The 22069-nt window shown below is 51.6% G+C and carries 15 protein-coding genes; 3 read left to right on the forward strand and 12 right to left on the reverse strand.

Annotation, left to right across the window (positions count from 1 at the left end):
* Nucleotide 1: 1 nt before the first annotated feature.
* From AC0YNV_RS35420 to AC0YNV_RS35435, 4 genes are all read right to left on the reverse strand, one after another.
* Nucleotides 2-1987: a beta-galactosidase gene (locus tag AC0YNV_RS35420; protein WP_475772245.1), complete on the reverse strand. Its 1986-nt coding sequence runs from the start codon at nt 1985-1987 to the stop codon at nt 2-4.
* A 39-nt stretch (nt 1988-2026) separates the two neighbouring features.
* Nucleotides 2027-2935: a carbohydrate ABC transporter permease gene (locus AC0YNV_RS35425; RefSeq protein ID WP_475772246.1), complete on the reverse strand. Its 909-nt coding sequence runs from the start codon at nt 2933-2935 to the stop codon at nt 2027-2029.
* An 18-nt stretch (nt 2936-2953) separates the two neighbouring features.
* Nucleotides 2954-3871, reverse strand: coding sequence for an ABC transporter permease (locus tag AC0YNV_RS35430; protein WP_475772247.1), 918 nt, complete (start codon nt 3869-3871; stop codon nt 2954-2956).
* 75 nt (nt 3872-3946) lie between these two features.
* On the reverse strand, nt 3947-5632 hold the full coding sequence (locus AC0YNV_RS35435) for a type 2 periplasmic-binding domain-containing protein (protein ID WP_475772248.1): 1686 nt from the start codon (nt 5630-5632) through the stop codon (nt 3947-3949).
* A 398-nt stretch (nt 5633-6030) separates the two neighbouring features.
* Between AC0YNV_RS35435 and AC0YNV_RS35440 the strand changes: the two genes are divergently transcribed.
* Nucleotides 6031-6846, forward strand: coding sequence for an AraC family transcriptional regulator (locus AC0YNV_RS35440; protein WP_475772249.1), 816 nt, complete (start codon nt 6031-6033; stop codon nt 6844-6846).
* A 2-nt stretch (nt 6847-6848) separates the two neighbouring features.
* On the opposite strand, the gene AC0YNV_RS35445 is transcribed toward AC0YNV_RS35440, so the two are convergent.
* Genes AC0YNV_RS35445 through AC0YNV_RS35465 form a run of 5 tightly spaced genes read right to left on the reverse strand, consistent with a single transcriptional unit; the run spans nt 6849 to nt 13630 of the window.
* Nucleotides 6849-8426, reverse strand: a complete 1578-nt coding sequence (locus tag AC0YNV_RS35445; protein ID WP_475772250.1) for a response regulator transcription factor — start codon at nt 8424-8426, stop codon at nt 6849-6851.
* Nucleotides 8404-10158 (reverse strand): sensor histidine kinase, encoded by a 1755-nt coding sequence (locus tag AC0YNV_RS35450; RefSeq protein ID WP_475772251.1) that lies wholly within the window; start codon nt 10156-10158, stop codon nt 8404-8406. The genes AC0YNV_RS35445 and AC0YNV_RS35450 overlap by 23 nt, the downstream gene beginning before the upstream one ends.
* Before the next feature lie 29 nt (nt 10159-10187).
* Nucleotides 10188-11057 carry a carbohydrate ABC transporter permease gene (locus AC0YNV_RS35455; RefSeq protein ID WP_475772252.1) on the reverse strand — a complete coding sequence of 290 codons (870 nt, stop codon included), beginning with the start codon at nt 11055-11057 and terminating at the stop codon, nt 10188-10190.
* Nucleotides 11058-11076: 19 nt separating this feature from the next.
* On the reverse strand, nt 11077-11988 hold the full coding sequence (locus AC0YNV_RS35460; protein ID WP_475772253.1) for an ABC transporter permease: 912 nt from the start codon (nt 11986-11988) through the stop codon (nt 11077-11079).
* 7 nt (nt 11989-11995) lie between these two features.
* Nucleotides 11996-13630, reverse strand: coding sequence for an extracellular solute-binding protein (locus AC0YNV_RS35465; protein ID WP_475772254.1), 1635 nt, complete (start codon nt 13628-13630; stop codon nt 11996-11998).
* 210 nt (nt 13631-13840) lie between these two features.
* Between AC0YNV_RS35465 and AC0YNV_RS35470 the strand changes: the two genes are divergently transcribed.
* Nucleotides 13841-15886, forward strand: coding sequence for a beta-galactosidase (locus tag AC0YNV_RS35470; RefSeq protein ID WP_475772255.1), 2046 nt, complete (start codon nt 13841-13843; stop codon nt 15884-15886).
* The gene (locus AC0YNV_RS35475) at nt 15883-17316 is read left to right on the forward strand and encodes an alpha-L-fucosidase (RefSeq protein WP_475772256.1); all 1434 of its coding nucleotides are present in this window, start codon (nt 15883-15885) and stop codon (nt 17314-17316) included. Before AC0YNV_RS35470 ends, AC0YNV_RS35475 begins: the two co-directional genes overlap by 4 nt.
* Nucleotides 17317-17780: 464 nt before the next feature.
* On the opposite strand, the gene dgoD is transcribed toward AC0YNV_RS35475, so the two are convergent.
* From dgoD to AC0YNV_RS35490, 3 genes are all read right to left on the reverse strand, one after another.
* On the reverse strand, nt 17781-18902 hold the full coding sequence (gene dgoD / locus AC0YNV_RS35480; protein ID WP_475772257.1) for a galactonate dehydratase: 1122 nt from the start codon (nt 18900-18902) through the stop codon (nt 17781-17783).
* Between the two features lie 71 nt (nt 18903-18973).
* Nucleotides 18974-20857 carry a sialate O-acetylesterase gene (locus tag AC0YNV_RS35485; RefSeq protein WP_475772258.1) on the reverse strand — a complete coding sequence of 628 codons (1884 nt, stop codon included), beginning with the start codon at nt 20855-20857 and terminating at the stop codon, nt 18974-18976.
* A gap of 128 nt (nt 20858-20985) precedes the next feature.
* Nucleotides 20986-21345, reverse strand: a complete 360-nt coding sequence (locus AC0YNV_RS35490) for a hypothetical protein (protein ID WP_475772259.1) — start codon at nt 21343-21345, stop codon at nt 20986-20988.
* Nucleotides 21346-22069 lie beyond the last annotated feature (724 nt).

Genomic DNA, 22069 nt, shown 5'->3' on the forward strand with positions numbered 1-22069 from the left:
TCTATTGCGGCAAAGACACGATTTCGACGCCATAAGGTTCCATATCCAGAGATGGTCCGACCGTCGCTTCCGCAAGCAATCCATAATATCGGCCTCCTAGAGGCACTGTCTTCCGCTGGCGGCTCAGATTGGTTATGAACAGATAACGTGAGCTGTCTTTCTCGCGTATTGATATCTGCACTCCATCAGGCAATCCCTCAAAGCGGTTGAACCCCGCCTTCTCCGCCGCGTCGATGAACAATTCCACGTAGAAACTCTCTTCGGCCACCGTTCCCAAGTAGATCACCTGTCCTTGCCCCAGCTTATGGCAAGTGGCTGCAGGCTTGCCGGCATAGAAGTCGTCCTCATACCAGGCAAATGGCTCTGCCCCTTCTGGCGTTAAAATATCGCACCATTGGCTGCAAGTATACGTAAGGCCTTGCTTGGTGCGGATGGTATGCGAATCAAGGCCTACAGGGTCGTATTCGGAGACGCGCACCCCTGCCGCATCGGCAAGAGGACCGGGAAGCGGCTTCAGCCAGCATACATTATTTTCGTTTTTGACACCTGTTCGAGGGGTCACGATCAGCGTGGCGCCGTTCCGGACACAAGCTTCAAGATGCTGCGCCACGGCTTCGTCCAGCATATATACCGACGGGGCGACGATGAGCCGATACCCGCTCAAGTCATCGGTAACATTCAATACATCCGACATGATCCCCGCTTTGGTCAGCGCCCGATGATAGAGCTTGAGGTTGTCAAAGTAGTCCATGCCCTCCGCTTGAGGCTGCATCTGGAAAGCGTTATAAATGTCATGCGAGTGAAGCATCGCTGCCTCGCTGCGCACCTCGGTGTCCTGAATGAGCGCAGATAACCGATTCACTTCTCTACACAGCCGTGTATACTCTTCAAATCGTCTGCCGGGAACATTGCTGTGATCGATCAGGCCATGCCAGAACTGCTCGGCGCCGATCGTCGCGCTCCGCCACCGGAAATGGACGACTGTATCTGCTCCTCTGGCAATGCATTGCCATGCAAATGCGCGGATGAACCCTGGTTGAGGCGTTCGCCACATCGGGAACCAGCAGCCCGGTGGACCGCTGATCGTTTCCATAATCCAGAACCCCCGCCGCTTGATGCCTCTTGCCAGATCCAGCGTCAGCGCGCCTCCATAACCGCTTGTGTCCGCTTTTCCCGGACTGGTGCCGGGATAATAATCGAGCGAAGCAAAGTCCAGGGGCTCGCAGAGCTTATAGTAATCCAGAGCCATCGGGTAGCTCCAAATATTATGTGTCACGAATTGGTCAGGGCATCGCTGACTCAGCAAGTCCAGCTGAAGTTGCTGAAACGACACCACAGACTCCGTCTCGAACCTCTTCCAGTCCAGCAGAAAGGAAGGATTCTGAAAAGCAGCGCTTCCCTGCGGCGGCGAAACCTGACGCCAGTCGCTGTATTCGCCGCTCCAGACAACGGTCCCCCATGATTCATTCAACTTGGTCAAAGAAGAATCGTACTTACCGCATAACCAATCTCTGAACTTTTCCGCACAATGTTCGCAGCGGCATTCGTTCAGACTGAATTCGTTATCGATCTGCCAACCGATCACTGCGGGATGCTCGGCATATCTGTCGGCGAGCCTCTCGACAATTCGCGCCGACAGCCTCCGCATGGAAGGGCTGTTGTAGCAACGATGTCCTCGCACGCCAGGATAGCGTGGATGCTGCTGGGCGTCGACTGGCAGCGCATCGGGATAACGATGCGTCAGCCAGTTCGGGGGCGTGCACGTCGGAGTGCCCAATACGACCTGTATACCCCGACGATGAAACACCTCGATTGCGTCGTCGAGCCATTCTAAGTTATATTCCTCTTCTTGCGGTTCCAGACGAGACCAGGCGAATTCAGCCAGACGTACGATTCCAACACCAGTCCGACGCATCATCTCCGCGTCCTCGTCCCACATGGCTCGATCCCAATGCTCCGGATAATATGCAACACCCATTCTTGTCATAATATCAAGTTACCTCCGTCTAGCCTGTTTATGATCGCTCTATTCCTTTACGGATCCTACCATAACGCCTTTGACAAAATACTTCTGCACAAATGGATAGATAAGTAAGATCGGAATCGTCGTGATTACAATCAGTGAATATTTCAACAAGGTCTCCATATTCTGCATTAGTGTCAGCCTCTGGGTATCCAATGTCGACGACATGCTCGTATAATCGATTTTATTCTCTACCAGAATCTGGCGCAGCACGAGCTGCAACGGGTACAGAGACTGGGAGTTCAAAAATATAAGGGCATTAAAGTACGAGTTCCACAGTCCGACCGCGGACCACAGAATTAAAACGGCAAGGATCGGCTTGGACAACGGCAGCGCAATGCGCGTTAAAAATCGGAAATCGCCGCAACCGTCCAGCTGCGCGGCTTCGTAAAGCTCCTTGGGCAATGAGGTCTGGAAGAAGGTCTTGGCGATAATAATGGAAAAGATATTTAGCGCCGACGGTACGATGATCGCCCATGGCGTATTCAGCATGCCCAACTGCTTGACGACAAGATAAAAAGGAATAAGTCCCCCATTAAACAGCATGGCAAACAGAATAGCCCAAATCCAGACGCTACGTCCGAACATCTCTTTCCTCGACAAAGGATATGCCATCATAACCGTGAGAGAGACGCTTAGCAAGGTGCCGCCTACGGTATAAAGAAGTGAATTGGCAAATCCGGTCCATACCGCGCTGTACTTAAAGACGCCGATATAACCGTCCAGCGTGGGATCGACTGGCCACAGCCACACCTTGCCGCTCTGTACGGCTGCTCCCGAGCTGAATGAAGAACTGACAATAAAGAGCAGTGGATAAAGCACCATAACGAGAACCAGAGTCAAGCCTGTATATACGAAAAACAAAAAAATGCGGTCCGCCCCAGACTCTCGGATCGTGGTTGTGTGACGCATAGAATATATCCTCCTAACCTAGAACAGACTGCTGTCCGAAACTTTTCGGGCGCTATAGTTGACGGCTGTAATCAAGATCAAGCCTATGACTGAGTTAAAGAGACCTATTGCAGCGGCAAAGCTGAAGTCGGCATTAACCAGACCGACCTTATAAACATAAGTAGATATAACCTCCGAGGAGCTCAAGTTCAGATTGTTCTGGAGAAGATATACCTTCTCAAAGCCGACGCTGAGCAGCCCGCCGACGCTCAGGATCATCAGGATAATAATTGTCGAGCTGATGCCAGGCAGGTCGATATACCGAATTTTCTGCAAACGGGAGGCGCCATCGATCTTGGCGGCCTCGTACAGCTCAGGGTTTACTCCAGCCAGAGCCGCGAGATAGATAATGGCCCCGTATCCAGTCTCTTGCCAGATACCCGACCAGACATAGATGGAGGAGAAACTATCCGCGCTAGCCAGCACGTTGGGAGGATTGTTTTTACCGAACAGTTGGGAGATAAGGGCAAGAGGTCCGCTTGTCGGCGAAAGCATGATTTGAATCATGCCGACCAGAATGACCGTCGAGATAAAATAAGGCGCATAAGTAAACATCTGCACGGCCTTTTTGAACCGGCCGTTTTTGACCTCGTTCAAAGCGAGTGCCAGGATAATTGCACATGGAATGGAAACGGCAAGATAATAGATGCTTATGGTTAGCGTGTTTTTAAGCAATGGCCCAAAATACGGGGAGGATAGAAATAGCTCAAATTGCTGAAAGCCGACCCAGGGGCTTCCCCAAATGCCCAGCACCGGGCTGAAATTGCGGAACGCAATCTGCACCCCCAGCATCGGCCAAAAACTGAATACGATCAGAAAAGCAGTAGGCAGCGCGATGATGGCGTACAACGGCCAGTGCCGAACGATTCTTTTATTTATCCCATGACTTTGTTTCATGTTTATCATTCCTCGCTTAAAGAAGTTGCATCATCCTCTCCAGGAAGCCTCGAGGGGATGATGCCGTTGCGACTCCTATTCCAACGATTCTAGACTCTTGATGACAGCATCGTCACGCTGGAAGCTGCTCGTATCGAACGGGCTGACCATGGCGGATTGGGTGATGCTCAGATATTCATCCAATCCCAGATTCTGAACGCCGGAGACGTAAGCATCCCAATCTTTGCTTAGTGACTTGTTGCCGACGATGAATTCAGCAGTCCATTGCTTCACGTAATTGTTGATGTTAGTCTTTAGCAGCGAAAATTGCTGCGACTTCACGGGATCGATCCATATAGAGGCTGGCACCACTTCTCCGGGTTGCTTGCCTTTATAGTCTTTCTCCGTGTAGTAGTGAAGCAGCGCTTCCGAGCCCGATCCATCAGGCGTAAAAGGAGCTTTAGCGACGATACTATTTCGCCATTCTTCGGATTGATAGATTGGTCCCAACTGGTTCCAGCCCCAGGTAAATGGAGTAGGCGGCTGAATATCGATCGCGAACTTTGCCGACGTGCCCACTAGGCCCTTGTCGCCATCCTTGGCTTTGAACCAGTACTTGCCTTCTGGTCCGTAATCGGTAATCGTCGTACCTTCCGTAGTCCAGATGAAATCAAGCAATTTCATGATGGCGATTTTCTCTTCGTCAGAAGCTTTATTCGTAATCGCGAATACGGCGCCGCTTACTCCGTTACCGCTGAAAGCTGCATATTGCACGCCATCCGGACCTTTAAGCGGAGGAATCGTTACCCAGTTGATAACGTCGTTCATGTTCTCCGAGCCGACGACGCAGTTCATACAGCCCCAGGGCACAACTCCAACCTCATGGTTGATGGCTTGCTTGTTAAGCACATCATTGGTCTGTGTGAATGCCGCGTTACTGATCAACCCTTTGGCATACAGCCGGTTAATATACTCGAGTCCCTTCTTCCATCCGTCCTGAATCGCGGCTAATTCAACTTGGCCGTTGTTGATCTGCAGATGATTACCGCCATCGTTGTACACAAAGGCATTCATAAGGAATGTAGTCGGGTCAGAGTTCCAGCCATCCGTCGAGCCGGTTAACGGCAGGATACCGTTCTGCTTAAACACCTCGAGCATATGCTCGAATTCTTCGGTTGTGGTCGGTATGCTCAAGCCATACTTTTCAAGAAAGGGTTTATAGACCCAGAGCTTGCTGGAATAATAACAGTGAAGGCAATAGTTGTAGAATGGCAGGCCGTAGATGTTGCCGTCCGGAGTAAACAACCCTTGCTTCAGCGCAGGCGTATTCTGAATGGCGTTCCAGACGTTCGGCGCGTGCTCCTGAAGAAGATCGTTCAATGGTTCAAAGACGCCTTGTTTTCCGTATTTCAACAGGTCTTCATTGCTGAAGTTCCCCGCCCAGAAGATGGACGGATAATCTCCGCTTGCAAGAAGCAGCGGCTGCTTGGTGGCTACATCCGTATTGGGCACGGTAGACCACTGGATATCCATATTGAAGTTTTCTTCTGCATATTCCGTAAACCAGTTCGTATCCAGATTGCCGTTAAAGCTGGATGTACCCGCGAATAAATTCACTTTTACGGGCTTGCTGCCGGCAGACGAATTGTTAGTGTTCGAGGCGGAGTCACCCGATGTGGCAGCGTTCTCATTATTGCTATTGTTGCTTTGCGAGCACGCGGCTAGCAATACGATAATCAGAATGACGGTCATCATCGTCGCAATCTTCCGTTTAACGTTCATTGTTGAAGCCCCCTGTATCATTTCAAGTTTGATTATGCTGTAACCCCTTGCTGTGCCAAGCTTTGAAGGCCCCGCATCACCTCCTTTTTTTGAATATTCTGTAATTATTTCATATAAAATAATTCCACTCTATATGATGGCGATTCCTTTTCATCCTTTGAAAAGGAAAGCTCTCGCCAATAATAATGTGAGTGCTTTCAAAATGTTACGCATCCATAAAATTCTGGAAAAAATTCAAGGGGATATTCGAGTCATTACTTGAAAAACAATCATTATTTCTGGGAATTCCAAATTAATAAGCTACGTTAATTATAATGGATGGTCACACAAAGTAAAATCAGATATAATTAAAGAGGCATATAAAAAAATGAAAGTAGTGATTGACTATGAAACACTACATGAAGCAAATGCTAGTCACACCTTTAGACCGGGCATTGCCGATCTATATCGAGCTTATGGGCTGGAACGAATGGCAGGAGGAATTCGACAGGCCCGAAGGGTATCACTGCTACCACTGGCTGCATACCACCAGCGGAGAAGGGCAATTCGAATGCTCCGGGTCGACGGTGACATTAGCCGCGAATCAGGGCATTCTGCTCCCGCCTCAAGTTCCTCATCGTTATGTCACGTTATCGCATCCCTGGTCGACCTGGTACGTTACGTTCAACGGCAATCTCGCGCCAACGATTGTATCTTCGCTAAGCCTCGCCACCTCTACAGTGATTACCTGGGAGCCCGGATCAAGGCTGGCCAAGCTTCACAGGAGAAGCCGCAATCTGGCGTTAGGCCATTTCGATTTCAAAGGTATGGACGGCTCCGCCTTCCTTTATCGATTCCTTATGGATTTGAAACGCTATGGGCAAGTGGACAAGCAGCGCTCCTATTCCCAGCATTCGCTCCGCCTGATGCCCTTGTTTCGATTCATGGAAGAAAACTTCCACAACCCGTCGATCGGCCTCGGCGATCTCTCCAGTTACGCTTGCCTTAGCTCGCAGCGGCTCAACTACCTGTTCCGGATCACAACCGGAATGAGTCCCTATCAATACCTGATAAATCTGCGCATTCAGAAAGCGAAAGAATTTCTGATCAAGGACAAATCGCTTACCATTAAATCAATCGCATCCTTGGTGGGCTTTCTGGATGCCAGCCACTTCGTGTCCACTTTCCGAAATTTCGAGAACATGACTCCGCAGCGATTCCGGGAGCAGAACTAGGATCAATCCCTGAATTCCTGTGGCGTTACGCCAAAGCGTTCTTTGAAAACCTTGATAAAATACGTCGGATTCTTGTAGCCCAGACGCGAAGCAATTTCATAAATCTTGTATCTGCTCTCCTTTAATAAAACAACTGCATGATCCATTCGCAAGCGCAGCAAGTAATCGGATATCGTCTCCCCTGTCTCCCTCTTGAATACTTTCGAAACATGAGTAGGGTGCATATACACATAATCCGCGATAGCCTGCAGTGACACGTCTTCCGATAGATGCTCCTGTAAAAACTGATGAATCTGCGCAACCAGCGAGTGGCGAGTAGCCGACATCTCCGAATTCAACTCATTCTGCAGCCGCTCCAGAATGTCCGCAGCCCAATAGGCCAGCTCTTCGATGGTCTTCATTTCCGTCGTTCCGTGCAGGCGATAATCGGCCAGAAGCTTGCCGTTTTTGTGCACAAAGTACGAGAAGGCGGACTTCAGGGAGTAATAAATCTCGGACAAATGTTCGTTGGAGCCGTTATATTTGGATTTCCATTCCTTCTCAATCTCATCCAGCTTCTCCTTCGCTCCCGCCCAGTTGCCCGCTTCCAGCAAATGCGGAAATAAAGGGGGCGAGTAGAGGGAGCCTACCACATGGGATGCCGGTCTCCTGTGTTCGCCGCCAAGTCGTACGACCAAATCATGCTCATGTCCAACTTGCGAGCGCATCGTGGCGATGCAGCGTTGATAAAGTTCTTCCAATCCTCCCGCAAGCGTTTCGATTGGCGACAGCACCACCGAAATTGCAAGATGCAGCAGTTGGTTGACTACCCGTCTCATCTCATCTGCCAGTTGTTCGATGCATTGATCGGTCATATCCCCGGTATTGCGCCTGATGACAAATACCAGATTACCGTACAGATCTTCGCTGCTCCAGCTTTTGCCGGTTCCGGACAGTAGCTCCTCCACAATATTCGCGACGGCAAACCCCAGTACAGGCATATCCGACGGTTGATATCGCAAATACACATCATGAATTCGGATGAGTATTAGAGATACGTCATCATCGGAGCAGATCGGAATATCGTACAACTGCAATTGCTCCTCCAATTTGGCCTTAGGAATCGTTTGCCCCCGGATAAGGTTATTAAGCAGATTGGCGCGAAGCACTGGAAGATTGCGATGCACCATGGCTTGCGAATGGATAAAAGCCCTTACTTGCTCCTGCTCATCCCTTCTGGCATCAGCCGCTTCATTAACGGCGGCGAGCAGCTCCGAGTCCTTGACCGGCTTGAGCAAATAATGAGACGCCTTATGCTTCAGCCCTTGCTGAGCGTATTCAAACTCCGCATGACCGGTCAAAAGCATGCAGGATATATGCGGCCACTTGCTTTTGATCGTCTTGATCAGTTCAATGCCGGTTATACCAGGCATGCGAACATCGGTAATCACAATGTCTACTGTCTCCGTCTGTATAATATCCAATGCCTGTTTGCCGGAGTACGCCGCAAAACATGCTGTGATTCCAGCCTCCTGCCACGGTATGCTCGCGATCATGCTATCCACCAGATGTTCCTCATCATCTACGATCAGCAGCTTCATTGTCACTTGCCTCCAATCTCCAATGCAGCTCGACTCGAAGTCCTCCGGCAGCGTTGCACGATAGCCTCAAGCCAGAATCAGCTCCGTAACGAAGCTGCAGCCGCCGATGGACATTTCGCAAGCCGCAGCTCCACGTGCGATCATTAGGATTGCCGCTCAACAGCCGCTGAAGCTCCAGGACCTTCACGGACGTCATCGCTCCGCCATTGTCCTCCACGATCAGTACACACACGCTTCCAGTGAGGTTGCCCGTTATTGCTATGACACCGTCGTCTTCCATACCCTCTATACCATGAATCAGCGCATTCTCAATGATCGGCTGCAGTATCAATCGAGGCACTTTGACCTCCATCAACCCCGGCATCGCCCCGATCGAATATCGAATTCGCTTCATCCGCATCCGGTGAATGCTCAAGTAGTCGTCGGCGTTCTTCAACTCCTCGGACAGCTTGACGAGTTGATACTCGACACGAGTGGTGTAACGATAGTAGTCGGAGAGATGGTAGGCCATGTTAATCACGGCATCTTTGTTGCCGAGCTTGGTCATGCTGACCACATAGGTCAAGCTGTTGTATAGAAAATGCGGATTAATCTGTGATTGCAGTTGCTTAAGCTCGGCTTCGCGCGCATGCAGCTTCTGCTCCAGCACATTCTCAATCAATTGTTGAATCTGCTCCGCCATTTCATTGAACCTAGAAATCACCAACCTAAATTCATTGTTAGCCTGCTGCGGAATCCTTGATTTGTATTGGCCCATTTTGATCTGCTGCACCCCTTTTACAAGCGCCCCCAAAGGTACCTGCACATTACGGTAAAGCAGCCAGGAGACGACGATGCCGACAATTAGAAGCAGCCCCAGGACAAGATAGCTGAACTGATTGGCAATCCGCAGAGGTGTAAGGATCTCGTCGAGAGGCACAATATGGACCACATAACCGTCAAGCGCCTGAACGTCGGAATAGGTTAGCAGATACGAGATGCCGTCGAGCTTCAGCGTCATGTCTCCTACGCTTACAAGCGGAGTACGCTGCAATGCCGATAGCCCTTGTTCAAGGAGAAGCGGCGGCATCGAACTGGCAGACAGATAATCTTCCCGGGACCTGTAGAACAAAACCTCTCCGTTACCCTGCGCCTTGAATTCATCCAGCATACGAATCACGTTGCTCATGTCGAAGCCGATCTCGATGATGGCATTCGCGTTAGCGATGCCTCCTTTGTACTGTTCGAAGGTTAGATGAATCACCTTGCCAAGCTCGCCGACGCCGCTATGGTTCCAGATAAAATTCCAATTCTCCTCGCTTAACTCCTGAAGCCGCTCCGGATTGAACATTGTCCCGTGCATGGTGGACAAGGATTGCCCCGACTGCGGCGAATATACGGTAATGTCATTGATCCAGTTCGTAGAGGCGGCCTGAAGATACAGCTTGTCTAGAATAATTTTCTTCTTCCTGATCTGCTCGTAATGGTTGGGGTAAAGGAGAGACAAATCTTGAAATTCAACCACATTCGGGTCCCGCAGCAGCATGTACGAAAAAGTTTCCATCTGCATGATAATATAATTCATCTGCGTGCCTAGTGTGGACAGCCGGCTAATGTTCGACTGTTTCAGTTGGCCGGTAATGACGTCTTCATTGACCCGGCTGGAGTATACCGAAAGGACCAGAACCGGCAGCAAGAGCAAGACAAGCGAGCCGATCAATTTGGAAAAGAGACTGTGTTCCTTGTTGCTCATCTGCCACGACTCCCAAGTTTCTTCCGATTTTATTCTTTGACCGCCCCCATCGTCAAGCCTTGCACGAAAAACCTCTGAAGGAATGGATACACGATCAAAATCGGCAAGGCGCCGATCAGAATCTGTGCCGATCGAACCGTTCGCTCCGACAAAATCTGAAGCTGACCCGGATCAATGTTGGTATTTCGCATGTCCCCGCTCTGAATGATAGTCTGAAGGAAGGTGGCCAGCGGGTACTTCCGATAATCCGTCATGTAGATCAAACCGTCAAACCACGAATTCCAGTGCCAAACCATCGCGAACAGAGACAGCGTGGCCAGGGAAGGAAGCGACAGCGGAAGATAGATGGAAACCAGTGACCGCATATATCCCGCTCCGTCAATATGCGCCGCCTCATCAAGCTCTTTGGGAATAGCCCGAAAAAACTGCATCATCAGGATCGTATTAAACACACTGACGGCGGAAGGCAAGATAAGCGCCCAGAGGGTATTGGTCAATTGGAGCTGGGTAACGACAAGATAGGTGGGAATCAATCCGCCGTTAAACAGCATGGTAAATACGAAGAACCAGGCATAAAAGGACCTTCCGGCAAAAGATCGCGACAGCGTATATGCTGCCATTACAGTCAATAACATGGAAAATAACGTGCCGACAGCCGTCCTTTCCACCGAAAAGAACAAGGAACGCAGAAAAGAAGGATTCGTCAGCGTTCTCAGGTAAGCCTCGGCCGTAAAATCGACCGGCCAGAAGTAGACCCGGTTGGCAGTAGCCGCAGAGCTGGAGCTAAGGGATACTGCTGCCACATGAATTAGCGGCAATATACATAGAATGGCCAATACTGCCAAAAAAAAGGTGTTGCCCGCCGTAAACCAACGGTATGCGATCGTCTTTTGATACATCAGCTATCACCTGCCTATGTCAAAAAATCCTATAATTGCCAAACCGGTAGGCAAGTCGGTATGCAGCAACAATAAGTACGAAGCTAACAACCGATTTGAATAAACCGACAGCGGTCGCGAAGCTGAACGACCCGTTCATAAGGCCTACCCTGTACACAAAAGTATCGATAATATCTCCTTGCTTGTAGACCAATGGATTGTACAGATTGAAAATTTGATCGAAACCTGCATTGAGGATGTTGCCCAAAGCCAGTGTGCCCACTACCAGGATCACAGGCACCATCGCAGGCAGCGTGACATGAAGCGTCTGCTTGAAACGTCCCGCGCCATCCATCTCCGCCGCTTCGTACAACGACATGTTGATGCCGCTCATCGCCGCGAGATAGATGATGGCAGAGAAACCGAATTCCTTCCATACGTCGCTTATGATGACCGTCAGCCTGAACCATGTGCCGTCTCCAAGAAAAAACACGGGCTCGGCTCCCAAAAATGAAATCAACTGATTGATAATGCCTTTATTGCCCAGAATGTCCGTCAATATGCCGCCGAGAATAACCCAGGACAGAAAATGAGGCAGATAAACCAGCGTTTGAACAAATCGTTTGAACACAATCTTGCGAACTTCATTAAGCAGCAATGCAAAAACGATCGGCACCACGATATTTGCGACAATCTTAAGTGCAGCGATAATCAAGGTGTTATAGATCACTTGCAAGCTGTCGGGATACGTAAACATGTATTGAAAATGCTCAAAACCTATCCATGCCGACTTCAGCAAGCCCAAACGAGGCTTATAGTCTTGAAACGCCATGACCAGTCCGGCCATTGGAGCATAATTGAAAATCAGCAAGCAAATTACCGATGGCAATATGATCAAATGAAGAGGGAGGTGGCGAAACAACCCCCTCCAGCTCTTCCTTCCCTCCGTCATTCAAGCCTCACTCCTTCGCATTCACCGCTTGATACCATTCGTTAACTTCATTCGTGATGTCGTCGCCTCCGGAAGACTTCCACTTCTCCACAAACGCATCGAATGCATCCGGCGATTTTTGACCATATACAACTTCCATGAATGCTTCATTTTCCATTCTGCGCAGCAACTCGCCTTTCTGAACCATTGTTGCCGTTGGCGGGCCGGTATATCGGTCAAATACAGCCGCATCGTCGAGATACGTTTCCAGAACGGCGGCCGCCTCCGCCCATTTTTTCGGTCTTGCCGAGAAATACTTCTCATAAGGCGTCTCCGGCGTCTCGCCACGCCCCAGTCTAGCCATAACCTCAAGCTCTTTTTTCGGCGTTTGAATATCATTGCCATAGATCGAATACTTCTTGACGTCGATCCAGCCCCCAGGAATCTTGTCCTGGTCGTACACCGGCTCGCCGTCGACCAATACATAATCGTAACCTTCCGCCCAGCCATTGGCAAATTCGGAATCGGGATCATAGAAGCCGGGACCCATGATGGCATCCAAATAATCGAAGAACGCGTCCATATGCTTAAAGTCCTTGTTGAAATAGAATCGGATAGACGATTGCGGCTCGCTGCCGAAACCCACCTTGCCATCGACTCCGGCAGGAACCGGGATCGGTCGATAATCAAAGTCCATATCCTGATTGAACGGATACGTCGACATCCATGTCGGACCGAATACCATGCCCGATTTGCCCTGAACAAAGCTTTCCGCAGCTTTGGCTTCGTCCATAATGCCCGCGTCCTTATCCAGATAACCCTTGCTCATCCATTCGCTCATTTTGACCAGCCCTTCCTTGACCGTCGGCTGAATGGAGCCGTATTGCAGCGTTCCGTCGGCCGCCTCTGTCCAGTACGTAGGTATGGCAGCCTGACCGAAGAGAAAATCGCTGGATGCCATATACGTATCCTTGACGGCTGCTACTCCTTTTTTAAGAGAAAGCGACAAACCAATCGTATCTTTTTGTCCGTTGCCGTCAGGATCCTTATTAACAAATGCGTTCATCACCGTCTCCATCTCTTCCAGCGTGGTCGGCGGCTTCAGACCCAAATGATCCAACCAATCCTGGCGGATCCATAATACACTAAAAGAACTGTTGGCGTTAAAAGTAGGCAAGCCATAATGCCGGCCATCATACGACACCGTGTTCCAGATCTCGGGATACTGCGCATACAGTTCTTTGAGCCGCGGTGAAGCGTATTCTTCAAAGGCCTCGCCGATATCCATAACTTTGCCCGAGTCGACAACCTGATTCTCGAGGGTCGGATTGCTCAGAGTGAAGACATCCGGAAGCTTGTCATTGGAATTGAGCAGGAGACGGAGCCTTGTATCATACGCCTCACCGGTTCCTACACTCCATTCCACCTTGAAGTTGATGCCGAACTTTTCTTTGGCCCATCGTGTATGAACATTATCTTCAATACTCTCTCCGTTCTTGAATTTGTTGTCCGATCCAACTACCCGCCCTAGAGAGATGGTCGCTTCGCGTGCGGCGTTTTCTTCCTGTTCGGAGTTTGGTTCCTTGCCGCACCCCACGGCCGACAATAGCAATGAGCCCGTTACAATCGCTATTGCCGTTTGCTTTGCAAGTCTTTTCTTCATATCTTGACCTCCTGTTTCTCATACGCTCAGTATATCCTCGTAGGGAAGGTTGAATAAATAACAATATCACGAGATTTATATAATTATTTTAGTCTCTGCTAAGTAATTTCATTTTCTTATATATCGATATTCTTTTTTTATATTTCTTATTTCCCTTTCAGCATTTATCATATTTTTAAGTTTTAATATTCTTATATGGCGGTGATCATCATGTTATTTGCAGGCGCTAATTACCATCCCCACGACTGGCCGCGTGAGCGATGGCGTCACGATATTGAGCTGATGCGCAAAGCTTCTTTCAATATAGTGCGATTAGGCCATCTGTGCTGGGACAGCTTCGAACCATCGGAAGGCAATTATACATTCGAATGGTTTGACGAGGTGATGGCGCTATTTGCTGAGACGGACATCAAGGTCGTTCTGGATATTGCGACCCGTCCCGCCCCGACATGGCTACACAAAAAATATCCCGAAATTTCACTTACTGCTCCAAGCGGCTTCCGAATGGAAGCGCAAACGCGATACATGGAGGACATTGGCCATCCTGCCTTCCAGGAATACGCTTATGCTTTTGCCAAACAGCTGGTTTTGCGTTATCGGCATCATCCTGCGCTGTATGCCTTCGGGCTATGCAACGAGCTCGGCTCAGGCTCGCCTTCGTATTCCAACGCAGCCAGGGATCGATTCGAGGCATGGCTGCGGAACAAATACGGCACGGTCGAGCGACTCAATCGGGCCTGGACTTCCCAGCGTTGGTCCAGAAAGTTGAACAGCTTCAACGACGCTGTGTTGCCGATCTCCGGACAAGTGAAAGGCGCTCCGGAGCGCATGCTGGACATGTCTCGTTTTTATTCTGATGAGACACTGGCCTATATGCAAGGATTAAGCAATATTGTAAAGGAATTGGCCCCGCACACAAGGGAAACGACCAATCATTGGTCCGAGAATCCCGGCTATGGCTTCGATTATTTGAAGCAGTATCAAAATATCATCGATTTGCCCGGCATTGGGTTCTATCCGGGCACGAATCCGGAGGACCGGAGTGCCTTGTCTGCGGCCTGCTTTTTCATGGATCATCGGATTGGAGAACTGGACGAGCCGATCTGGTGTCTGGAATTCCAGACCGGCGATTTCGGCGGATACGCATCTCCCCGCAATGCCATGCGAATGTATGCCTACCTGTCACTGATCCACAGAGCGCAAGCCGTATGCGCCTGGACATGGCGTACGATGCTTGGCGGCGAGGAGCAGTACGTGTTCGGTCTCGTGGATCATGACGGCATTCCCGGCTGGAAATATGACGAGTTCAAACAAATCGCAGAGGAATTCAAGCAGCTGAAGGACAGAGGGTTCCCGCGAAGGACTAAAGCAGAGATTGCTGTCGCCTATTCCTATGAAAGTCTGAAGGTAACGGCGGGGAATCGAAGCTTCTATAAGACCGACTATACCGAGCAGATCTTGCAAGCATACAGAGCGCTCGAGCTCGCCAATTTGGACTGCAACATCGTCAATCTGCGCGACATTCGAAAAAGCTACAAGCTGCTGATCGTCCCCGGGCATGCGGTGATGGACAGCGAGTCGGCCGAAGCTGTTCGTTCCTTTATTAAGCAAGGCGGCACTGTCATCATGACGGCCTATTCAGCGAAGGTCAACACGCACAATCAGGTGTTCGATACGGCGCAGCCCGGGGGCCTGAGTGATGTGTTCGGTATCCGCAGCGGAGCGTTTGTCAGAACCCGCAGCCATACCCCTGAGGAGAATGCCGGCGGGCTAGAGAAAACGGAGCTGGGATTGGAGCGCGAGAAGCCTATGATCATAATGGACTCCCGGGAACTCCAGCCCGTGATCGATTATTACGAGATCCTGGAGCCTCGTACGGCCGAGACGATGGCGGCCTTCACCAATACATGGGAGTGCTCCCCCGCCGTCACTCGCAATCGCTACGGCAAAGGCGAAGCCATCTACGTCGCACTTCCGGCAAACACGGAGTTTCTGACAATTCTGCTAGACTCCTTATATCCGGCGCTTGGAATTGCCGAGGGGACTTCAACGCCTTCGGGTGTAGCCGCACGGCGATTGGACAATGGCGATATCCTGTATGTCAATACAACAGGCAAAGCTCAGACGCTGTCACTGCCTCGTTCCGGATCGGGCCTCTTCTCCTGTCAATCGTTCGAATCCGAGCTGACTTTAGACGCCTATGACGCAGAGCTTGTACAATTCCAAAACCAATTAGAAGGAGGAAATGATCGATGAGCGTATCCATTAAAAGCCTTGCCCAGGTTGTCCCTTCCCCGCGCCAGCTGGCATGGCAAGAACTGGAGTTTTATTCTTTTATCCATTTTGGCATCAACACGTTTACGGATAAAGAATGGGGCCTTGGTGACGAAGATCCCTCCATCTTTAATCCAACGGAATTCGACGCCAAGCAATGGGTGGATGTGTGCAAATCCGCCGGCATGAAGGGTCTGATTTTGACCTGCAAGCATCATGACGGCTTCTGTCTATGGCCGAGCGCCTACACGGAGCATTCGATTAAAAACAGTCCATGGCGAGGCGGCAACGGAGACATGGTCAAGGAAGTGGCAGATGCCTGCCGGGAAGGGGGTCTGGCGTTCGGAGTATATTTGTCCCCGTGGGATCGTCATGACATGCGCTATGGCTCTTCTCTCTACAACGACTATTTCAAAGACCAGCTGCGCGAACTGTTGACTGGCTACGGCGATATTTTTTGTGTCTGGTTCGATGGCGCATGCGGCGAAGGTCCGAATGGAATGAAACAGGTCTATGATTGGGACGGGTATTACGAGGTGATTCGCGAGTTTCAGCCTGGCGCCGTCATCTCCGTATGCGGTCCGGATGTGCGCTGGTGCGGCAATGAAGCCGGACATACGCGAGATTCCGAATGGAGCGTAGTTCCGGAGGAGCTGCAGGATTGCGAGAAGATCCAAGAGGCGTCCCAGCACGTCGATGACGGCGAGTTCTCCAGACGGGCGAACTCCCGCGACGAAAACTTGGGCAGCAGAGAAGCAATCAAGGACAAATCGAGCCTGGCATGGTATCCGGCTGAAGTCAACACGTCTATCCGTCCCGGATGGTTCTATCATGCCTCCGAAGACGATCAGGTAAGAAGCCTGGAGAAACTTCTGGATATCTACTACAAATCGGTTGGCGGCAATTCGACGTTCCTGCTGAACCTGCCTCCCGACAAGCGGGGATTGATTCATGAGAACGATGCCCAGCGCATGGCGGAGCTTGGCAGCAGACTCAGGTCTACGTTCAAGGATAATCTCGCTTCCGGAGGAAGTGTCGCTGCCTCGGAATCCCTGGATGGGCAGCACGAGGCCGAGCGTATCCTGGATGGCGACAAACATACGTATTGGAGCCCCAAGGAATTGACGGAGAGAGCCAGCATCGAGATCGAGCTTCAGGAAGAAAGCACCTTCGACACAATCGTGCTTCAGGAGCATATCGCATCTGGTCAAAGGATCGAAAGGCTGTATATCGAGTATTTGGTAGATGGCTCCTGGAACAAGCTGTATGAGTGCACCGTGGTGGGATATAAACGGATCTGCAGCTTCCCTCCGGTGAAGGCGAAGCAGGTTCGCTTAACGATTGCTGAATCCAGATGGTGTCCCACGCTTTCCGCAGTTGAATTGTATCTTAGTCCTCAGAATATCGGATAATGCACGAAACGGGCAGCCAAGGAAATCATCCTTGAGCTGCCCGATTTTATTCCGTCCCAAGTTCAACCCTTTACAGATCCGTTCGTCATGCCCGTAATAGTGTATCGCTGTCCCAGCAAATAAATAATCAAAAGCGGCAGAATCGTCAATAATATATCCGCACTAACTAGATTCCACGATTGCTCGAATTGTCCGAAGAAATTATAAAACAGCCAGAATCACGGCCATTTTTGTGCGCTATTCAAGTAGTAAAGCGGAAGGGGACGGAATTGGAATCAGGCGGCCGTTCCCTCTTGTTCCCAAGATCGCGGCCGCTGCAATTATGAATTTTATAATAACCATTCCTTTGAAAAAAGTTGCGGAAGTTCTTGTAATTAAATATCCGCCCTCGATGCCGTCGTGAGCGAAGTATCGAGCCATGGCCAGAATCGTATTTTCAATTCTTCACCGTTGGGAGCGCATCCTCAAATTTCTGCGACGCTGCCATCCAGATTATATCGCGGTTCGTACTGCATATAAGTGAACGGATATTTCTCAAACGCCTCTTCATTAAGCTCTATACCTAAGCCGGGACCTTTCGGCAAAGGAAAATACCCGTTTTCGGGCTTGAACGTCATATTGCAAATGTCCGGCCGAGCGTAGATGGAATGGGCCGCAAACTCCAGAATATCGAAGTTTTGAGTGGCTGCGCTTACGTGCAGGCTCGCAGCCGTTGCGACGGGCCCGTTCGGATTGTGGGGCGCCAGCTTGATATAGTACGTCTCCACCAGCGAAGCAATTTTACGGATTTCCGTAATGCCCCCGCAGTGGCAGATGTCGGGCTGGGCAAAGTCGAACAGCTGGTTTTCCGCAGCCTCGCGGAACTCAAAGCGGGTGAAGAGGCGCTCACCCGCCGCAATCGGGATGTTGCCCGCATTGTCGCGGATTCGCTTATACACGGCCGAGTTCTCCGGAGGAATCGGTTCCTCGAAGAAATGGATATTGTGCTTGGCAGCGGCCTCGAGCAGCCTGATCGCCTCCGCCGGTCCCGACTGGCCATGATTGTCGATACAGAGCGCCTTGTCCTTGCCGATAGCCTGGCGGATCGCGGCCAGATTCTCATTCAGAAATTCGGTATTGGAGGCCAGATCGTGCAGGCTTCCATGTTTTCCGCCGCCCGTTTTGACGCCGTCAAAGCCCATGTCGATCGCCTTCTTCGCAGATTCCGCGTTGCCCGCATGCGTATAGGTTCGGATTTTGTCGCGCACGGCTCCACCGAGCAGCATGTATACCGGGACATTATAGAGTTTGCCGTTTATATCCCACAGCGCCTGATCGATCCCGCTGATGGCGGACATATAGAGGAACCCACCCTTCCAGAAGCCGTGGCGGTACATCTTCTGCCAGATCTTCTCGATATTGCGGGGATCCTCGCCAATCACGCTGCGCTCCGCCAAAATATGAATGCTCTGCTCGACCGCCTTCGTCTGACCTTCCACGCTGGCCTCGCCCCAGCCGTAAATCCCCTCGTCCGTCATGACCTTGACGAATAGCCAATTCTGTCTGAGCGTGGATACCAGATAGGTTTTAATTTCGGTGATTTTCATCTCGTTTGGGCCTCCATGATTAAATTCACATGCAAGATGGCAGGCAGTGATTCGGCCTGCAATGAATCAGCTTATTCGGTAGTGAAGGGCGAAGCGGGCAATCCTTCCTGATTGCACAGATTGGCGCTTACCGGATTGTCGGCCCATGCGTATCGCACATAGACGGGATCGGGAATCCGGTCGTGCCATACAGCGACAACGTCGCCCTCAATCGCGGCATCCGCCCAGACGAATACCCTATCTGCTCCCGATATGGCGAAGTGTCCCGGGCTGTCCCTTCCCCTGGCTGTCAATCCGCCGCCCGTACCGTCGAAGGACAGCAGGATTCGGTTTCCCTCTCTTGCCGCTGACTTGAACATGGGGCCGGAATGGGCCGCCGCATCATCACCGTATGCTACCCGCCTTGCCGCGAGGGCCAGCCGCCGCCCGACGTCCCTTTTATTTACAGGATGAATGTCGTTCCACTCTCCGAGATCGATGGCGACCGCCATCCCTGTGCCGGGCAGGGTGAGCGTCCTCCGTTGAGCCTCACGGATTGCGGCCCATCCGCCTGAGGTAGGCCGATCCGAGGGTTCCATATAGTTGGGCAGCTGAACATACAGGAACGGGAAATCACCGATGCCCCATTTCGCTCTCCAGTCCTCAATCATGGCCCTGAACAGCCTCTCGTACGGCTCGGGATTTTTGGCGTTGGATTCACCCTGATACCAGACGGCTCCTTTGACGGCGTAGCGGACGGCCGGTGCAATCATGCCGTTGTACAGGCCGAGCGGACGCCACTGGACAAACGCGGGGACGGGCAGCGGCTCGCTTTTAGCCCCGATTCGATACTGCCACTCCCCGCTTAAATCGATGATGGTCTCCCCGATTACCAGATGATAGGGCTTGCCCTTGTAAAAGCCGCCTCTGCCCGAGGCATTGACCACCCGAACGACCAGCGTATTTTTGCCTGCCCGCAGACAGCATTCCGGAACCTCGTATTTTCGTGGCGTATATTGGCCGGGGGTGCTTCCCGTAAAGATTCCGTTGATATAAACCGTATCCTCGTCTATTATATGTCCCAGAAAAAGTTTTGCCGGCTTGCCCGCAAGCGAGGGCGGAAGCTCGATGTCCTTTCGGAACCAGACAACGCCGTTGAATTGCCCCAATCCCTCATCCGCCCAATAAGACGGCACCGTTATGGTCGGCCATGCCGCCGTGAAGAAGCCGGTACCCAGACTCGGCTTCCCGTCATCGCTCAATCCCGCGTCGTTTCGATTGATATTGCAGGTCCACTCCTCCCGCGCCGTCTGATCCCCTCTCTCCAGAGCTTCCACGAAGGCTTTATCCTTGAGCACGCTTACCGCCTCAACACACTCCGGGAAAGCGGACAGGGCCTTTTCGCTCATGAAGGCTTCTATCGGCGCGCCGCCCAGGCTTGCGTGAATCAGGCCGATTGGAACGCCATACTGCTCGAACAGCCTCGCGGCAAAGAAATATCCTACAGCCGTGAAGTCCAGAACGCTTTGCGGGTCTGCCGCCATCCAGCTCCCCGATTCGTAATCGGCTTGCGGCTCTTGAAAGTCGTATTTGACCGGAACGGAAAACTGCCGTATGGAATCATTGCCGGAGCGGGCGATTTCCTCGGGATACAAACCCTTGACGGAAAGCATTCTCATTCCCATATTGGATTGACCGGAACAAAGCCATACATCACCGAGAAGGATATCGCTTATTGTGACGCTCTCTTTGCCTTTCCCGGTCTCGATTACCATATTATAGGGTCCGCCTGCATTTTCCGTCAGGAAACTTACCTGCCACCGGCCGTTCGCATCGGCAGCCGCACTGTGAATCTTGCCCATAAAGCGGACCGTAATGGCTTCTCCCGCCGGCGCCTGGCCCCATATGTTCACCTTTGCGTTTCGTTGCAGCACCATACCGTCGCCGATCAGGCGGGGCAATTTGATTTTCGTCATAGAAAGCTCCTTGTTTCATTCTCCAATTTAAGCGCTTTTCCCGCTGTGCGTCCGCTCCCGTCAAGCAAACGTGTCGTATATCCGGTTTCTCCCGGCTCTCTCCTCCGGGCCGAGTCGCTAGGCGTCCGCTATCTCGTAGCCCCAGAAGGTGTCAAACAGCCTCGAAGAAGGATCGATTTCCACATAGGTGCACCAGGGCAGCCAGTGGTAGTGGCTCTGCAGGATCTGGCTGGTAAAGTTGCCGCCTCGTGCCCAAGTCCTGGCATAATGTATCCGATGCTGCCGTCCACGTCGTTGGACTGCCGGGTATTCTTGTGAATGAACTCGGCAAAATCGAGATAATGCTCGTCGCCCGTTATGACATACAGCCTGTAGTAGGTATACGAGCATGCGGCCATGTAGACGTCGGCTCCGCCGCCGATGGTAATAATGCTCTGCCAGCTGATCGCATACTTGTTGAAGGGATGTTTCGGCAGCAGCGTTCGCACCGGGAATTTCCAGGCATAGGTCCACGTTTCGGTATAGTCGGCCGCTCCGATCGCGGCCTCGAGCTATCGGGCCTCGCCGGTCAGATCGTACAGGGACAGGAGTCCGAACAGGGCGTAGATGCCCGCCTCCTTGTCCTGAATATCCATGTTGTCGCAGGTTCCGCCGTGTCCTGGCCCGCCGGGCGAAGATGATATGCGCCTACGCGTTCTTGGCTATGGCGATATCCTCGTCCACCCGCGTCTGGAGTGCCGAAATGTCCACAACGTTCCATCCCTGGCGCGTCAACTGCTGCGGCACGTATAGGCTCGCAGTTTGCGCGGCGTAATCCTGCCAGTGTCCGGACGCCGAATGCAGATATGAGACCGCCTGCGTTTGACAGGACGTATCGCCCGTCTGCCGGAACAGGCACAGCTGCAGCGCGCCGGAAATTTTGGCGGCGTAATATCGGCCGAGGTATGCCATCGCCTGCAGATCGCCGAGCGTCAGGCGAAGCTGCTTGTCATCCCCATGGTCGATTTCGCCGGCGAACTGCAGCGCGCGCTCCGCATATTCGCGCAAATTCTGCGCTACCCTCTCCGGCGTGATGCCGTCGACGGCGCGCTTGCCGCTCAAATGAGCGCAATAATCGGGGATACTCATCAGTCCACTCCCAGGCATCGGCGCGTCGTTCATGAAGTGCTCCACCGTATGGAACCCCTTGGCGATTTTCGGATTGCTGCAGCA

Source organism: Paenibacillus sp. JT31N11, from assembly GCF_056269285.1.

What these genes read in the sequence shown, in the direction of transcription:
- AC0YNV_RS35430 (WP_475772247.1), bottom strand. Translation starts at nt 3,871, where the DNA reads ATGAAACAAAGTCATGGGATAAATAAAAGAATCGTTCGGCACTGGCCG.
- AC0YNV_RS35420 (WP_475772245.1), bottom strand. Translation starts at nt 1,987, where the DNA reads ATGACAAGAATGGGTGTTGCATATTATCCGGAGCATTGGGATCGAGCC.
- AC0YNV_RS35425 (WP_475772246.1), bottom strand. Translation starts at nt 2,935, where the DNA reads ATGCGTCACACAACCACGATCCGAGAGTCTGGGGCGGACCGCATTTTT.
- AC0YNV_RS35450 (WP_475772251.1), bottom strand. Translation starts at nt 10,158, where the DNA reads ATGAGCAACAAGGAACACAGTCTCTTTTCCAAATTGATCGGCTCGCTT.
- AC0YNV_RS35470 (WP_475772255.1), top strand. Translation starts at nt 13,841, where the DNA reads ATGTTATTTGCAGGCGCTAATTACCATCCCCACGACTGGCCGCGTGAG.
- AC0YNV_RS35440 (WP_475772249.1), top strand. Translation starts at nt 6,031, where the DNA reads ATGAAGCAAATGCTAGTCACACCTTTAGACCGGGCATTGCCGATCTAT.
- dgoD (WP_475772257.1), bottom strand. Translation starts at nt 18,902, where the DNA reads ATGAAAATCACCGAAATTAAAACCTATCTGGTATCCACGCTCAGACAG.
- AC0YNV_RS35465 (WP_475772254.1), bottom strand. Translation starts at nt 13,630, where the DNA reads ATGAAGAAAAGACTTGCAAAGCAAACGGCAATAGCGATTGTAACGGGC.
- AC0YNV_RS35455 (WP_475772252.1), bottom strand. Translation starts at nt 11,057, where the DNA reads ATGTATCAAAAGACGATCGCATACCGTTGGTTTACGGCGGGCAACACC.
- AC0YNV_RS35445 (WP_475772250.1), bottom strand. Translation starts at nt 8,426, where the DNA reads ATGAAGCTGCTGATCGTAGATGATGAGGAACATCTGGTGGATAGCATG.
- AC0YNV_RS35460 (WP_475772253.1), bottom strand. Translation starts at nt 11,988, where the DNA reads ATGACGGAGGGAAGGAAGAGCTGGAGGGGGTTGTTTCGCCACCTCCCT.
- AC0YNV_RS35475 (WP_475772256.1), top strand. Translation starts at nt 15,883, where the DNA reads ATGAGCGTATCCATTAAAAGCCTTGCCCAGGTTGTCCCTTCCCCGCGC.
- AC0YNV_RS35485 (WP_475772258.1), bottom strand. Translation starts at nt 20,857, where the DNA reads ATGACGAAAATCAAATTGCCCCGCCTGATCGGCGACGGTATGGTGCTG.
- AC0YNV_RS35435 (WP_475772248.1), bottom strand. Translation starts at nt 5,632, where the DNA reads ATGAACGTTAAACGGAAGATTGCGACGATGATGACCGTCATTCTGATT.